Source organism: Burkholderia sp. E168m23 (genome assembly GCF_016586125.1).
Lineage (GTDB): Bacteria > Pseudomonadota > Gammaproteobacteria > Burkholderiales > Burkholderiaceae > Burkholderia > Burkholderia orbicola.
Window position 1 is genome coordinate 1 of record NZ_BCPP01000050.1, and the last position, 15344, is coordinate 15344.

A 15344-nucleotide genomic window follows, 5' to 3' on the forward strand; every position below is an offset into this window, starting at 1 on the left:
TTCAACGGCGGGTTTTTTTATGAGCCGGCCGAATCCGCAGGTGCCGTCAGGTGCGCACAGCCGATCCCAGCCGCGCGTTGCCCGCTCATTGTGCTACAGGCTCGCTTTTTTCGTCGGCGACGGACGGCCGCAGCCAGCTCTCGATCAGTTCATGGGCCTCGTCGAGCCCCGTACGCTTCAGCGCCGAGAACAGCTGGACCGTCAGCTTGCCCTTCACGCCCTGGTCGCGATACGCGTCGAGCCCCTTCTGCGTGTTGCGCAGCGCATTGATGCTTTCCTGGCGCGTCAATTTGTCGCACTTCGTCAGCAGCGTGTGGATCGGCTTGCCGGTCGGCGCGAACCACTCGATCATCCGTCGATCGAGATCGGTCAGCGGACGGCGTGAATCCATCATCAGGATCAGGCCGCAGAGCTGCGAGCGCGTCGCGAGATAGGACGACAGCAGCATTTCCCAGTGCGCCTTGGCGGCACCGGGCACTTCCGCGTAGCCGTAGCCGGGCAGGTCGACGAGGTTCGCGACGGGCTCGGCGGCCGGGCCGACGGAGAAGTAGTTGATATGCTGCGTGCGGCCGGGCGTCTTCGACGCGAAGGCCAGCCGCTTCTGGTTGCACAGCACGTTGATTGCCGTCGACTTGCCGGCATTCGAGCGGCCCGCGAACGCGATTTCCGGCTGAACCGTCGGCGGCAGGTCGCGCAGATGGTTGACGGTCGTGTAGAAGCGGGCTTGATGGAGCAGAAAGGCCATGGGAACCGGAAGGACGGGCGGCGCGAGCCGCTTGGTGGAGGCGGGGTAGCCCCGATAGGCGCGGGGGCTTTCAGCACGATATTGTACAATACGGCGGTTTTACCGAAGGCCACCGGGCGCCTGCCTCGCGCTTTTATGTGGCTTCTGCGGTAGACTGAACGCCGTCGTTTTTTGCAGAACCTCAAATTCCCACAAGACGAAACAGGGTGTGCGAATGAATCGACTGTGCAAGTCTCTGATGGTGCTTCAGGTTGCAGCAGGGTTCGTAGGTTTCGTAGCGGAGGCAAATGCGGCAGATGCGGCCAAGCCGGATCTGGACCGCGGCAAGGCGATTGCCGGGCAGGTCTGCGCGTCGTGTCACGGCGCCGACGGCAACAGCGCGTCGGGCAGTTTCCCGAAGCTCGCCGGCCAGCATCCCGAATATCTGGTCAAGCAGTTGAACGACTTCAAGACGCAGCCGGGCGCGAAGGGGCCGGTGCGTAACAACGCGGTGATGGTCGGATTCGCGAGCGCGTTGAGCGCGGACGACATGCGCAACGTCGCCGCGTACTACGGGTCGCAGACGACGAAGCTCGGTACCGCTCGCGATGCGGCGACCGTGCCGGTCGGCCAGAAGATCTATCGCGGCGGCATCGCGGAGAAGGGCGTACCTGCCTGCGCGAGCTGCCACGGGCCGACGGGGCAGGGTATCCCGGTCCAGTATCCGCGTTTGTCGGGGCAATGGGCCGATTACACGGTCGCGCAGTTGACCGCGTTCCAGCAGGGTGCCGGCGCGCGCAACAACAACGAGGCGATGCATCAGATCGCGTCGCGGCTGTCGGATACCGAGATCAAGGCCGTCGCGGATTACATCGCGGGCCTGCGTTGAGCGGTCAGCCGCGAACGGAATGACCGGGCGCCCGAAGGGCGGCCGGAGTCAGAACAAGAAAAGGGTGGGGCGCCGCGTCGTTGCGGTTGCCTCGCCCTTCTTTTTTGTCGGCGCGCGCCGAGCCGAGCCGGGATGGCGCGGCTTGCGGGCGATTGGGGGGGCTGCGCCTCCCGAGCCGAACATAGTGAGCGTGGGGGCTGTTTCCCCTTAGTCGGAGTTTGAATGAGCGTTACCACGTCGGGGTTGCAGTCGAAGTCGAGTCAGGGTGCGTCGAAACGTGCGGTGGAGCTGCTGAGCTCGATGCGTTTCGCGATCGCGTTGCTGGTGGTGCTGTCGATCGCGAGCATCATCGGCACGGTCCTGACCCAGGACGATCCGTATCCGAACTACGTGAACCAGTTCGGGCCGTTCTGGGCGGACATCTTCCGCTCGCTCAGCCTGTACACCGTGTACAGCGCGTGGTGGTTCATGCTGATCCTGATCTTTCTCGTCGTGTCGATCTCGCTGTGCGTGATCCGCAACGCGCCGAAGATGCTCGCCGATGCGAAGAGCTGGAAGGACAAGGTCCGCGAAGGCAGTCTGCGCGCATTCCACCACAAGGCGGAGTACACGGCATCCGGCACGCGCGCGAGCGTCGCGGCGGCGCTCGCCACATTCGTCACGAAGGCCGGCTACAAGCATGTCGTGCGTGAAACCGACGGCGCGACGCTGATTTCCGCGAAGCGCGGCGCGATGACCAAGTGGGGCTACATTTCCGCACACCTCGCGATCGTCGTGATCTGTATCGGCGGCCTGCTCGACAGCAACCTGCCGATCAAATTCCAGATGTGGATATTCGGCAAGAGCCCGGTCAACACGAGCGCGACGATCAGCGAGATTTCGCCCGACCATCGCCTGTCCGCGTCGAACCCGACGTTCCGCGGCTATGCGTGGGTGCCGGAGGGCCAGTTCGTGTCGACCGCGATCCTGAACCAGCCGAGCGGCTCGCTGATCCAGGATCTGCCGTTCTCGATCCAGCTCGACAAGTTCATCGTCGATTACTACACGACGGGCATGCCGAAGCTGTTCGCGAGCGACATCGTCGTGATCGATCGCGAGACCGGCCGCAAGATCCCGGCGCGGGTCGAGGTCAACAAGCCGTTCACGTACAAGGGCGTGTCGATCTACCAGTCGAGCTTCCAGGACGGCGGCTCGCAGATGCAGATGACGGCCTATCCAATGACCGGCAGCCAGGCGGCGACCGTCCCGGTGAAGGGCACGATCGGCAGCTCGGCGCCACTGCAGGTTCTGGGCGCCGACGGCGACACGATCGAGTTCTCCGACTTCCGTGCGATCAACGTCGAGAACATGGCCGACGCGAAAGGCAAGCCGGACGTACGCGGCGTCGCGACGACCAGCTCGCTGAAGGAAGTGTTCGACGAGCGGCTCGGCTCGGGCGCGAAGACGTCGAAGCCGACGCAGCTCCACAACATCGGCCCGTCGGTGCAGTACAAGATTCGCGGCAAGGATGGCCAGGCGCGCGAATTCAACAACTACATGCTGCCCGTCGACATGAATGGCGAGCGCGTGTTCCTCGCCGGCGTGCGCGCGAGCCCGAACGATCCGTTCCGCTACATGCGGATCCCGGCCGACAGCCAGGATTCGATCGGCGAATGGATGCGCCTGCGGGCCGCGCTCGAGGACCCGGCGGTGCGTACCGAAGCCGCCGCACGCTTCGCGCAGCGCTCGCTGCCGGGCGACGCGTCGCTGCGCGGCCGTCTGCAGGACAGCGCCTCGAAGGTGCTGACCCTCTTTGCGGCGAGCGACGACAGCATCGGCCGCGGGGCGGACGGCCAGCCGGTCGGCGGCTTCCAGGCGGTGGCGACCTTCATCGACCGCTCGGTGCCGAAGGGCGAGCAGGAGAAGGCCGCGAGCCTGCTGCTGCGAATGCTCGAGGGCTCGATGTGGGAGGTTTGGCAGATTGCGCGCGAGCGTGCCGGCGAGCCGGCCGCGCAGCAGGGCACCGACACGATCCGCTTCGTGCAGAACGCGATCAACGCGCTATCCGACAGCTTCTTGTATGGATCGCCGGTCTATTTGCAGCTTGACTCATTCAAGCAGGTGCAAGCTTCGGTATTTCAGTTGACGCGCGCACCCGGCAAGAATCTGGTGTATCTTGGCAGCCTGCTGCTGGTCGCCGGCATCTTCTCGATGTTCTACGTGCGCGAGCGGCGACTCTGGTTCTGGCTGAAGGACGCCGGTTCGGGCGTCGATGTGGTGATGGCAATGTCCACGGCCCGCAAGACCTTCGATTTCGAGAAAGAATTCGTGCAGACGCGCGACGCGGCCGGCGCCGCCTTGCGCGCCGCACCTCGCGACGCCGCGCCCGCCGGTGCGGCTTCGACGGCCCGCCCGCCTGCCGGCGGCGGTTCCGATTCCGAGAATTCCACCCGGTAACATCATGGATCTCACGCAAGTTTCCTCTTCCCGTACGGCGTCGGCTCCGGCGCCGGCATCGTCGCCGTTGTTCGACGAGCGGCCGTTCCTCGCGCGCCTGTCGCTGTTCGACTGGCTGTTCGCACTGGCGCTGGTGGCGGGCGCGGGTTATGCGCTCGTGCACTACAACGCGCACATGGATTATTACGACAAGGCGGTGATGATCGGCACCGTGCCGGCGCTCGTCGCGCTCGGCTGGCGCTGGAAGCCGGCGCGGCTGATGATGGCGTCGATCGCCGTTCTATCGCTGCTGTCGATCCAGATCTACCAGGGCGATCTCGCCCGCGCCGATTCGGCGTTCTTCCTCAAGTACTTCCTGTCGAGCCAGTCGGCGATCCTGTGGATGAGCGCGTTGTTCGTGCTCGCGACGGTCTTCTACTGGATCGGCCTGCTCGCGCGCTCCGAAACGGGCGCCGCGATCGGCCAGAAGCTTACATGGGTTGCCGTGCTGATGGGCTTCACGGGGTTGATGGTGCGCTGGTACGAGTCCTACCTGATCGGTGCGGACGTCGGGCATATCCCCGTGTCGAACCTGTATGAAGTGTTCGTCCTGTTCAGCCTGATCACCGCGCTGCTTTATCTGTATTACGAGGGCCACTACGGTACGCGTTCGCTCGGCGCGTTCGTGCTGCTGGTCATCAGCGCGGCGGTCGGCTTCCTGATGTGGTACTCGGTCGCGCGCGATGCGCAGCAGATCCAGCCGCTCGTGCCGGCGCTGCAAAGCTGGTGGATGAAGATCCACGTGCCGGCGAACTTCATCGGCTACGGCAGCTTCGCGCTGTCGGCGATGGTGTCGGTCGCGTACCTGATGAAGGAACGCGGCATCCTCGCCGATCGCCTGCCGACGCTCGAAGTGCTCGACGACGTGATGTACAAGTCGATCGCGGTCGGTTTCGCGTTCTTCACGATCGCGACGATCCTCGGCGCGCTGTGGGCGGCCGAAGCGTGGGGCGGCTACTGGAGCTGGGACCCGAAGGAAACCTGGGCGCTGATCGTGTGGCTGAACTACGCGGCGTGGCTGCACATGCGGCTGATGAAGGGCCTGCGCGGCGCGGTGGCCGCATGGTGGGCGCTCACCGGCCTGCTGGTCACGACGTTCGCGTTCCTCGGCGTCAACATGTTCCTGTCCGGGCTGCACAGCTACGGCAAACTGTAAGATTTCCGTTGCTCGTCCGACTATCAGACCGCCGGTGCACTGCGTGCCCGGCGGTTTTGTTTTGTAACGGGCGGGCGAACCGGGCGTCGAACGGCGCGTGACGGGCCGGGTCGAACGCTGATGAAGCATGCGCGCCGCGCATGCGGGAGGAGCTGCACGATGTGGATCAAACGCCCTTTGCGTAACGTACTGACCGGCGCGGATATCGCGTCGAGCGAGATCACGCCGCGCGCGGTATTCGAGAGCCGGCGGCGCGTGTTGCAGGCCGCCGGCCTCGCGGCGGCGGGCGGCCTGTTCGGCACCAGCGGCGCGGCGCTCGCCGCGTATGCGTCACCCGACCCGCGGGCGGCGAAGCTCGCGGCAAAAACCAATCCGAAATTCGTCGCCATCGACAAGGTGACGCCGTTCAAGGACATCACGTCCTACAACAACTTCTACGAATTCGGCACCGACAAGAGCGACCCGGCGCAGAACGCCGGCACGCTGCGGTCGCGCCCGTGGCGGGTGAGCGTCGAGGGCGAGGTGCAGCACCCGAAGGTGTTCGATCTCGACGAGCTGCTGAAGCTCGCGCCGCTCGAGGAGCGCGTGTACCGGCTGCGCTGCGTCGAGGGCTGGTCGATGGTGATCCCGTGGATCGGCGTGCCGCTGTCCGAGCTGATCAAGCGCGTGCAGCCGACCGGCAACGCGAAATACGTGCAGTTCATCACGCTGGCCGATCCGTCGCAGATGCCCGGCCTGTCGACGCCGGTGCTCGACTGGCCGTATTCGGAAGGGCTGCGGATGGACGAGGCGATGAATCCGCTGACGCTGCTGACGATGGGCGTCTACGGGCAGGTGCTGCCGAACCAGAATGGCGCGCCGGTGCGGATCGTCGTGCCGTGGAAGTACGGCTTCAAGAGTGCGAAGTCGCTCGTGAAGATCCGCTTCGTCGACAAGCAGCCGAAGACGAGCTGGAACACGTATGCGGCGAACGAGTACGGTTTTTATTCGAACGTGAACCCGAACGTCGATCATCCGCGCTGGAGCCAGGCCACCGAGCGGCGCATCGGCGAGGACGGCTTCTTCACGCCGAAGCGCAAGACGCTGATGTTCAACGGCTACGGCGATCTGGTCGCGTCGATGTATCAGGGCATGGACCTGAAGAGGAATTTCTGAGCGTGACCGTGAGAAACGACATGCCTCCTTCGACGCTCACGCCTGCGCGTGCCGCCAGCACCGGGCCGGCCGCGCGAGGGGCGCGCGCGGGAGGGAGCCGGCCCGCCGCGCCGCGCTGGCTCGCACCGGCCAAGGTGCTGGTGTTCGCGGCCGGCCTCTATCCGCTCGCGCGCCTCGTGCTGTTCGGGCTGACCGACCGGCTCGGTGCAAACCCGATCGAGTTCATCACGCGCTCGACGGGCCTGTGGACGCTCGTCCTGTTGTGCGTCACGCTTGCCGTCACGCCGGTCAGGCGCATGACGGGTTTCGCGCCGCTGTTGCGCTTTCGCCGGATGATCGGGCTGTTCGCGTTCTTTTACGCGACGCTGCATTTCACGACCTACCTGTGGTTCGACAAGTGGTTCGACGTCGTCGCGATCCTGAAGGACGTCGGCAAGCGCCCGTTCATCACGGTCGGCTTCGCTGCGTTCGTGCTGCTGATCCCGCTTGCCGCGACGTCGCCGCGCGCGATGGTGCGCAGGCTCGGCCGCCACTGGGCGACGCTGCACAGCGCGATCTATGCGATCGCGCTATTCGGCGTGCTGCACTTCTGGTGGATGCGCGCCGGCAAGCACAACGTCGCGCAGCCGAAGTTCTACGCGGCGATCGTCGCCGTGCTGCTCGGCTGGCGGCTGGTTGCGTGGGGATGGCGGCGCGTGCGCGCGTGACGGCGCGGCCCGGAAAAACGCCCTGGAAAAACAAAAGGCGATGACCGGGAAGTCATCGCCTCGTTTCGCGCGCCGCGCGGGCGGCCTCGCGTCGTTACTTCGTGGCGGTCGGGCCCGATGCCGGAGCGGGCAGGGTCGAGGCGCTGCTCGACAGCTCGGGCGACAGCATGAGCGGCGAGCCGGACGTATCGGGCGTCTCGTCGGACGACGCGTTTTCGTCGGTCGGTTTCACATCCGATGGCGGCGTGTTCTGCGGCTGGATCGGCTTGGGCATCGGAGGCACGGTGGGCAGATAGAGCGCGCCGCTTTGACCGCAGCCGGCAAGAATCGCCAAAGCCGCTACAATCGCGCTCATCCGGAAAACGACTCGCATGATCGTCCCTGAACAATTTAACCGATAGAGTTTAGCATGTCCGATACTGAATACCTGGCCCGTGCCGAGGCCGTGCTGGCGGCCGTCGAGCGTACCGTGGACGTCGCGAACGACGGCGATCACGACATCGATCTGGAGCGCAACGGCAGCGTGCTGACGCTGACGTTCGAGAACGGCTCGAAGATCATCGTCAACCTGCAGCCGCCGATGAAGGAAGTGTGGATCGCCGCGAAGGCAGGCGGATTCCACTACCGTTTCATCGACGGCGAATGGCGCGATACGCGCACTGGTACCGAGTTCTTCTCGGCGCTCACCGAGTACGCGACCCAGCAGGCTGGCCTGCCGATCACGTTCAGCGCGTGACGGCCGGGGCGCGGCGCTCCGCGCGTCGTGCCCAAAGAAAAAGCGCCCCGCGGGGCGCTTTTTTCATGGCCGGGCCGCGCGTCAGTGGCCGCGGAACAGGTTCATGATGTCCTGCTTTTCCTGCTCGTCGACGTGCGGCACGGCCTCGTCGACGTTTTGCGCGGCCGGCGCCTGCGGCACGCCGACCGTCGACACGAAGCCGTGCCCCGGCGTGAACTCGGTGAAGTACAGTTCGCCGCCGAGCGATTCGACACCGTCCGGCACCGTCGGCTTGAACTCGGGCACGCCCTTCAGCGCCGCACCCATGTACTCGATCCAGACCGGCAGCGACAGGCCGCCGCCGGTTTCGCGATCGCCGAGGCTGCGCGGATTGTCGTAGCCGATCCACGCGATTGCGGCGAGCGTGTGCTGGTAGCCGGCGAACCACGCGTCGTGCGAGTCGTTCGTCGTGCCGGTCTTGCCCGCGAGGTCGGTGCGCTTGAGCACGTTGGTCCGGGCACCCGTGCCGCGCTGCGCGACACTCTGCAGCAGGCTGTTCATCACGTAGGCGTTGCGTGCGTCGATCGCGCGCGGCGCGTTCTGCTCCGCGACGAGCGGCTGCGCGCGCGCGACGATCGCGCCGTTCGGATCGGTGACCTCGGCGATCAGGTACGGATTGACGCGATAGCCGCCGTTCGCGAAGACCGAGTACGCGCCGGCCATCTGCAGCGGCGTGACCTGGCCGGCGCCGAGCGCCATCGGCAGGTAGGCCGGATGGCGATCGGCGTCGAAGCCGAAGCGCGTGATGTATTGCTGCGCGTATTTCGTGCCGATGTTGTTGAGAATCCGGATCGACACGAGGTTGCGCGAGCGCTGCAGCGCGGTGCGCATCGACATCGGGCCCTCGAAGCCGCCGCCGTAGTTCTTCGGCTCCCACGGCTGGCCGCCCGTTTCCGCGGCGCTGAAATACAGCGGGCCGTCGTTGATCACGGTCGCCGGCCCGAGGCCCTTGTCGAGCGACGCCGAGTAGATGAACGGCTTGAACGACGAACCCGGTTGCCGCCACGCCTGCGTGACGTGGTTGAACTTGTTCTTGTTGTAGTCGAAGCCGCCGACGAGCGAGCGGATCGCCCCGTCCTGCGGGACGATCGACAGGAACGCGCCTTCGACCTGCGGCAACTGCGTGATCGACCATTTGCCGGCGTCGTTCTTCACGACGCGGACGATCGCACCCGGGCGGATGCGGCGGTTCGGCTGCGCGTTGGCCGACAGCGCGCCCGACGCGAAGCGCAGGTTGTCGCCCTCGATCGTCGCCGTGCTGCCGTCGATGAACGCCACCGTGATCTGGCGCGGGCTCGCGGCCGTCACGACCGCGGCGATCAGTTCGCCGTTGTCGGGATGCTCGAGCAGCGCGTCGTCGATCGCCTGTTCGCGATCGTCGGCGCCGGCCGGCAGCTCGATGAAGCCTTCCGGCCCGCGATAGCCGTGGCGGCGCTCGTAATCCATGATGCCCTTGCGCAGCGCGGTGTACGCGACCTGCTGGTCCGCGGAATCGATCGTCGTGACGACGTTGAAGCCGCGCGTGTAGGTTTCCTCGCGATACTGCGCGTACATCATCTGTCTGACCATTTCCGCGACGTACTCGGCGTGCACGCTGAAATCGCGGCCCGGCCCCTTGACGACGAGCGGCTGCGCGGCGGCTTCGTCGTACTGCTCGCGCGTGATGAAGTTCAGCTCGAGCATCCGCTGCAGGATGTATTCCTGGCGCACCTTCGCGCGCTTCGGGTTGACGACCGGGTTATACGCGGACGGCGCCTTCGGCAGCCCCGCGAGCATTGCGGCTTCCGCGAGCGTGATGTCCTTCAGGTCCTTGCCGAAATAGACCCGCGCGGCGCTCGCGAAGCCGTACGCGCGCTGGCCGAGATAGATCTGATTCATGTAGACCTCGAGAATCTGATCCTTCGTCAGCGCGCGCTCGATCCGGTACGCGAGCAGCATCTCGTAGATCTTGCGCGTGTAGGTCTTCTCGCTCGACAGGAAGAAGTTGCGCGCGACCTGCATCGTGATCGTGCTCGCGCCCTGCGACGCGTGGCCGTTCGTCAGCGCGACGAAGCCGGCGCGGATGATGCCGGTGAGGTCGACGCCGCCGTGATCGTAGAAGCGTGCGTCCTCGATCGCGAGGATCGCCTTCTTCAGCGAGTCGGGCACGTCCTTGAAATGGACGACGTCGCGGCGCTCCTCGCCGAATTCGCCGATCAGCACATGATCGGACGTATAGATGCGCAGCGGCACCTTCGGGCGGTAGTCGGTCAGCGCGTCGAGCGACGGCATGTTCGGCCAGGCCACGACGAGCGCGTAGCCGAGCACGAGGCCGCCGGCCACGACGAGGGCCACGCACATCGCGGCGAAGCCGAGCAGGACTTTTTGCCACCAGGGCCGCTTCTTCGGCTCCGGGGCGGGAGGCGGGGACGTAGGAGTCGTGGATTGCATAGGCATACCGGAAAACAGTCCCGCGATTATAGCTGCCCGGTAAGACCGGTCCTGACGCGGGGGCCGCCCGTCGGAAAGCCGCGGTCGGCGTGCCGTCAGCATAAGTCCGTGCGCGGCCGCCGCGAGCAGATGCTGGCCGTTTGGCCGACTGTCGGCCGCACGCATCGCTTTGCAGAATCAGGTCTCGGAAACGCGGCGTGGGCCGCGACGATCTCGGGAGGCTGGGATGGCAGGACGATGGGTGGCACGGTTTGCACAGGGCAGGTACCGGTCGACGGGAATCGACGTCGGTGCGCACGAGGTGAGGGTGGCCGTGGTGAGCCGGCGCGGCAAGTGCGCGAACGTGCGCGTCGAGGGGCTCGAGCGGGAGCCGGTCGGGTTGGCGGGCGGGCCGGAAGACGCGCGTTGGGCAGCCGTCGCGCGGTCGCTGGCGGCCGCCGTGTCACGGCTATCGGCGTCTGATGTGCAGTGCGACGTGCGCGGCGTGATGGCGCTGCACGATGACGAGATGCGTACCGCGACGCTCGATCTGGCCGGGCGCGGCGACATCCCGGACGCCGCGCGGCAAGCGGCCGAACGCATTTCGGGGCTGGCGCCGGATAGTCTGGCGTTCGACTGGCGGCATTACGGCGGCGTGCGGTCCGGCGAGATCGCGGTGGCGGTGGCGCCGCTGGCGCTGCTCGAACGGCGGATCGACGTGGCCGCCCAGGCCGGTATCGACCTGACGGTGATCGACGGCGAGTCGGTTGCCGTGCTGCGCGCGCTGCACTATGCCGCGCAGTTCGAACTCGACGCGCAGGGTGCCTACGCCGTGCTGTGGTTCTGTGACGCGGGCGTGCGCGGCTGGCGCATCGAGGGCCGGTCGGCTGTCTCGGTGCTCACCCTGTCCGGTACGTTGCCGGAAGCGCTTCCCGATGCATTGCGCCGGCGCGTGCTCGGAGCCGTGGGTTGCGTATTCGTCGCCGGGGACGAGCGATGTATCGCCCGCTTCGACACGTCCGTCGCCGAGATTGGCGATGTGCTCGGCACGGCGGTGGTGCCGTTCGACTGCACGGGGTGGGACGGCCAGCCGTGCGCGCGCGCCGGCATGCCGGGCGGCCCGGCGTTTGCCGTCGCATTCGGGCTGGCGTTGCGCGGGGTGTGGGAATGATGGCCGGTCACGTGGCGGCGAGCGGGGCCGCGGCGGTTGCGCCCGGGCAGGCGGTACTCGGCGACTTCAACCTGCTGCCGTACCGCGAGCGATTGGCGCAGGCGTTGCGGCGTCGCCGGGTCGCGCAGTGCGGTGTCGCGATCCTGCTCGGCGTGCTCGGCGCCGGCCTGTGGACGGGCGCTGCCGGGTTGTCGCGGTGGCGGGTGGACGCCGAGCGTGCCAGCGTGGAGACGCGGCTGCGGCAGTTGCAGCCCCAGGTGGCGGCTGCGACACGCGCCGCCAATGCCGCTGCCGCCGTCGCGCAGCGCGACGCGCAAGCGGCTGCGCTGGCCGCGCCCTACCGGCGCGTGGCAGGGTTGCTCGCGACCCTCATGCAGGTGCGTGCCGATCATATCCGGCTCGACGCGCTGCGCATGACGTCGACCGGCGCCGTGCTCGATGCACGTGCCGCGAGTTACCGGGCAGCTGCGCGGTGGCTCGCCGCGATGGCGCGCGAGCAGCGCGACTGGCGGATCGATATAGAGACGTTGAAGCCTGCCTCGGACGCGCCGGCTGCCACGGCCTGGATGCCGTTCCGGTTCTCGGTGCAGTTGCGCTGGCACGACGCGATGTCGTCGCGGACGGTATCGGGAGGTGGCGCATGACCGCGCTCGTGCATCGGCCGGCGCTGCGCGGAGGCGCCGGGTCGGGCGGCCTGCCGCGCGTGTCGCCGGCGGCCGTGCATGCCACGGGGTGTGTACTGGCATTCGTGGCCGTGCTGGCTGGCGGCATTCATCTGGCGAATGCCGCCGACTGGAGCGGGCTGACCCATAGTCGCGCGTTGCTCGCCGCAGCGCAGGCGCGCGCGGCCGACGCGCAGCGTATGCTCGCTGCCGCGGGACAACGACGCGACGGACATCGTGCGTCGACGCGCGACGATCATTCGCCGCATGCGCCGGAATGGGCGGCACTGATGCTGGAACTGGCCGATCTCGCCGCGTCGAGCGGGCTGCGCGGCGTATCGATCGAACCGCAGCGCGCCGATGGCGCGGAACCGGATGGCCGGCGCACCGTGCACATCGCCGCGGATGGCGGTTTTCGCGCGCTGCTGCACATGGTTGGCGGGCTCGCGCGCTTCCCGGTGCTGGCGGTACCGACGGCGCTGCGTATCGAGCGTGGCATGGCGGCGGCGCGGGTGGACATGTCCGTCGACGTGTTTCCGGCGCTGCCGGCGACAACGGCTGCTCCGGACAACACGCCGGTTCGCGCGGCGGCGCCCGACGCAGATCCGTTCGGCGAGGCTGGCCCGGCCGAAGCGGCGGGGCACACGGCGCGCCTTGCCGGCACGATTCGCGACGCGCGCGCCGGTCTCGCGTTGTTCGACGACGGCGATGGCGCGTTCACCGCCGTCGCGCCTGGCGACCTGCTCGGGGCCGCGCGCGTGGTGCGCGTCGAGCGCGCGGCCGTGACGCTTGCGACGGCGGACGGAGCGCAGCGGCTCGTCCTGGACGACGGAGGCCGGCCATGACGAAACACGGCTGTTGGCTATTTGCCATCTGGGCCGGCGTGACGGCGGCCGACGCCGGCGCGTCGTTGCCGCCGCTGCCCGCGGTCTGGCCCGCCGGGGCGACGGATGTGTCGGTGCCGGACTTGCCGCAGCCGCTGCGCGTGGCCGACGGCGGGGACGGTGCGGTAGCGCAGGACGCCGGCCCGCCGCCATTCGATCAGGCGGCGCGCACGGCACTGCCGACGGAAACCGCCGCAACGACCCCCACGCTGGAGGGGCCGCCGATCCCGTTGGCGCCGCCGGCCCGGATGAGCGACGCGGCGGCCCGGCAACCGGGCGATGCGGACGACGCGCGGCGGATCTCGCTGAATCTGCAGGGTGTCGGGCTCGCGGCCGCATTCGACGCGATCGCGCGGTTCACGGGGCTCAATATCGTCGTCGGCGAGCAGGTGCGCGGCACGGTGACGTTACGTCTGAATAATGTCCGCTGGCGCGAGGCGTTCGACACGCTGCTCGACACGCACGGGCTCGCGATGTCCCGGCGCGGCAACGTGATCTGGGTGACACCGGCGGCCGAGCTGGCCGCGCGCGAACGCGAGCGCTTCGAAATGCATGCGCGGGCCGCCGATCTGGAGCCACTCGCTAGCCGTACGTTCGTGCTGCACTATCCGCGCGCGCAGGACGTGCAACGGCTGCTGGCCGGCGCGACCGGCCAGCGTCTGCTGTCGAAGCGCGGTGCTGCTGCGGCCGATCCCCGCACGAACCTGCTGTTCGTCACCGATCTCGCGCCGCGCATCACGCAGATCGCGGGCCTGATCGATGCGATCGACCGGCCGTCGCGGCAGGTCCGGATCGAGGCCCGCATCGTCGAAGGCGAGCAGGGTTTCTCGCGCAACCTCGGGGCCCGCGTCGCGCTGCGTGCGCAGGGGCGGCCGCCAGCGGCCGAAGGCGCGTCCTTCACGGCGAACGCACGCAACGCGCTCGACCTTGCCGCGCGGCCGCTGGGCGGGTTCGACGCGGCGACCGCCGGTTTCACGCTGTTCGCCGCGCCACTCAGCCGCGTACTCGACATCGAACTGAGCGCGCTCGAGGCGCAGGGACGGGGCCAGATCGTTTCGCGTCCGCGGGTGGTGACGGCCGATCGCGTCAAGGCCATCGTCGAACAGGGTTCCGAGCTGCCGTACCAGGCGAAGGTCGGCAACGGCATGAGCGGTGTGCAGTTCCGCCGCGCGACGCTCAAGCTCGAAGTCGAGCCACAGATCACGCCGGACGGGCGCGTGGTGCTCGATCTCGACGTGACGAAGGACAGCGTCGGCGAGCCGACCGGAGCCGGCCCCGCCATCCATACGAAGCATGTGCAAACGCGTGTCGAGGTCGAGAATGGCGGGACGGTCGCGATCGGCGGCATCTATGAGCAACTGAACCGGAACGATGTGACGCGGGTGCCGCTCTTGGGCAAAATACCGATTCTGGGCGCGCTTTTCCGGCACCGCGCGCAGCGCGACCAGCGCAACGAACTGGTCGTTTTCATCACGCCGACCGTCGTCGATGCGCGTTGCGGCGCACCGGGCGCGGGCGACGCGGATGCCGAGGAAACGGGGCCGGAAGCCGCCGGCGCAGGCTCGACAAGGCAGCCGCTTTGCCAGTAAGCTGCGCCACACACCAGCAAGATTGAAGCAGAGGAAGCCGTTGCAAGCGCGGGACCCACATGCAAACGTATTTTTCGTCGGCCTTATGGGAGCGGGTAAGACCACCGTGGGCCGTGCGGTCGCGCGTCGTCTCGACAGGACGTTCTTCGACTCCGACCACGAAATCGAGGCCCGCACGGGCGCGCGCATTCCGGTGATCTTCGAGCTGGAGGGCGAGGCCGGGTTTCGCGATCGCGAAACGCAGGTGATCGCCGATCTCGCGCAGCGCGAGAACATCGTGCTCGCGACGGGCGGCGGCGCGGTGCTGCGCCCGGAAAATCGCGACAGCCTGAAAGCCAACGGCATCGTCGTCTACCTGCGCGCCAATCCGCACGATCTGTGGCTGCGCACGCGCAAGGACAAGAACCGCCCGCTGTTGCAGACGGAAGATCCGAAGGGGCGTCTCGAAGCGCTGTACGAAGCGCGCGACCCGCTGTACCGCGAATGCGCGGATTTCGTCATCGAGACCGGCCGTCCGTCGGTCAACGGTCTCGTCAACATGGTGCTGATGCAACTCGAACTGGCCGGCGTCATCGCCAAGCCGCTACAAGCATGATTACTGTCAACGTCGATCTGGGCGACCGCGCCTATCCGATTCATATTGGCGCCGGCCTGATCGGCCGCACCGAGCTGTTCGCGCCCCACATCAAGGGTTCGTCCGTCACGATCGTCACGAACACGACGGTCGATCCGCTCTATGGCGACGCGC

At 67.4% G+C, this 15344-nt stretch carries 14 protein-coding genes and 1 pseudogene; 12 read left to right on the forward strand and 3 right to left on the reverse strand.

Going from position 1 to position 15344, the window contains the following annotated elements:
• Window positions 1–85: 85 nt before the first annotated feature.
• A complete protein-coding gene (yihA, locus tag JMF90_RS04595; RefSeq protein WP_006477171.1) occupies window positions 86–745 on the reverse strand; it encodes a ribosome biogenesis GTP-binding protein YihA/YsxC in 660 nt (219 codons plus the stop codon).
• Between the two features lie 214 nt (window positions 746–959).
• On the opposite strand from yihA, the gene JMF90_RS04600 reads away from it, so the two are divergent.
• The 5 genes from JMF90_RS04600 (at window position 960) to msrQ (ending at window position 7106) form a co-directional block, all read left to right on the forward strand.
• Window positions 960–1613, forward strand: coding sequence for a cytochrome c (locus JMF90_RS04600; RefSeq protein WP_011546640.1), 654 nt, complete (start codon window positions 960–962; stop codon window positions 1611–1613).
• Between the two features lie 222 nt (window positions 1614–1835).
• Window positions 1836–4049: a cytochrome c biogenesis protein ResB gene (locus JMF90_RS04605; RefSeq protein WP_175809226.1), complete on the forward strand. Its 2214-nt coding sequence runs from the start codon at window positions 1836–1838 to the stop codon at window positions 4047–4049.
• A 4-nt stretch (window positions 4050–4053) separates the two neighbouring features.
• Window positions 4054–5244 carry a c-type cytochrome biogenesis protein CcsB gene (gene ccsB, locus JMF90_RS04610; protein ID WP_175809228.1) on the forward strand — a complete coding sequence of 397 codons (1191 nt, stop codon included), beginning with the start codon at window positions 4054–4056 and terminating at the stop codon, window positions 5242–5244.
• Between the two features lie 159 nt (window positions 5245–5403).
• Window positions 5404–6399, forward strand: coding sequence for a protein-methionine-sulfoxide reductase catalytic subunit MsrP (gene msrP / locus JMF90_RS04615; RefSeq protein WP_175809230.1), 996 nt, complete (start codon window positions 5404–5406; stop codon window positions 6397–6399).
• Window positions 6400–6419: 20 nt separating this feature from the next.
• Window positions 6420–7106 carry a protein-methionine-sulfoxide reductase heme-binding subunit MsrQ gene (gene msrQ, locus JMF90_RS04620; RefSeq protein WP_175809233.1) on the forward strand — a complete coding sequence of 229 codons (687 nt, stop codon included), beginning with the start codon at window positions 6420–6422 and terminating at the stop codon, window positions 7104–7106.
• A gap of 94 nt (window positions 7107–7200) precedes the next feature.
• Here the strand turns inward: msrQ and JMF90_RS04625 are convergent, their stop codons facing one another.
• On the reverse strand, window positions 7201–7479 hold the full coding sequence (locus tag JMF90_RS04625) for a lipoprotein (RefSeq protein ID WP_054928283.1): 279 nt from the start codon (window positions 7477–7479) through the stop codon (window positions 7201–7203).
• Window positions 7480–7515: 36 nt separating this feature from the next.
• Here JMF90_RS04625 and cyaY point away from each other — a divergent pair, with 36 nt between their 5' ends.
• Window positions 7516–7842 (forward strand): iron donor protein CyaY, encoded by a 327-nt coding sequence (gene cyaY, locus JMF90_RS04630; protein ID WP_011546634.1) that lies wholly within the window; start codon window positions 7516–7518, stop codon window positions 7840–7842.
• 81 nt (window positions 7843–7923) lie between these two features.
• On the opposite strand, the gene JMF90_RS04635 is transcribed toward cyaY, so the two are convergent.
• Window positions 7924–10317, reverse strand: a complete 2394-nt coding sequence (locus JMF90_RS04635; RefSeq protein WP_027809236.1) for a penicillin-binding protein 1A — start codon at window positions 10315–10317, stop codon at window positions 7924–7926.
• A 220-nt stretch (window positions 10318–10537) separates the two neighbouring features.
• Here JMF90_RS04635 and JMF90_RS04640 point away from each other — a divergent pair, with 220 nt between their 5' ends.
• From JMF90_RS04640 to JMF90_RS04665, 6 genes and pseudogenes are all read left to right on the forward strand, one after another.
• The gene (locus tag JMF90_RS04640; protein WP_011546632.1) at window positions 10538–11461 is read left to right on the forward strand and encodes a competence protein ComA; all 924 of its coding nucleotides are present in this window, start codon (window positions 10538–10540) and stop codon (window positions 11459–11461) included.
• Window positions 11461–12105 (forward strand): hypothetical protein, encoded by a 645-nt coding sequence (locus JMF90_RS04645; protein ID WP_011546631.1) that lies wholly within the window; start codon window positions 11461–11463, stop codon window positions 12103–12105. Before JMF90_RS04640 ends, JMF90_RS04645 begins: the two co-directional genes overlap by 1 nt.
• Entirely contained in the window at window positions 12102–12968 is an 867-nt protein-coding gene (locus JMF90_RS04650; protein ID WP_054928284.1) for a hypothetical protein, read from the forward strand. Before JMF90_RS04645 ends, JMF90_RS04650 begins: the two co-directional genes overlap by 4 nt.
• Entirely contained in the window at window positions 12965–14596 is a 1632-nt protein-coding gene (locus JMF90_RS04655; protein ID WP_054928285.1) for a type IV pilus secretin PilQ, read from the forward strand. Before JMF90_RS04650 ends, JMF90_RS04655 begins: the two co-directional genes overlap by 4 nt.
• A 40-nt stretch (window positions 14597–14636) precedes the next feature.
• Window positions 14637–15191, forward strand: coding sequence for a shikimate kinase AroK (gene aroK, locus JMF90_RS04660; RefSeq protein ID WP_054928286.1), 555 nt, complete (start codon window positions 14637–14639; stop codon window positions 15189–15191).
• A pseudogene (locus tag JMF90_RS04665) lies at window positions 15188–15344 on the forward strand (3-dehydroquinate synthase); the annotation flags it as partial. The gene aroK and the pseudogene JMF90_RS04665, both read left to right, overlap by 4 nt.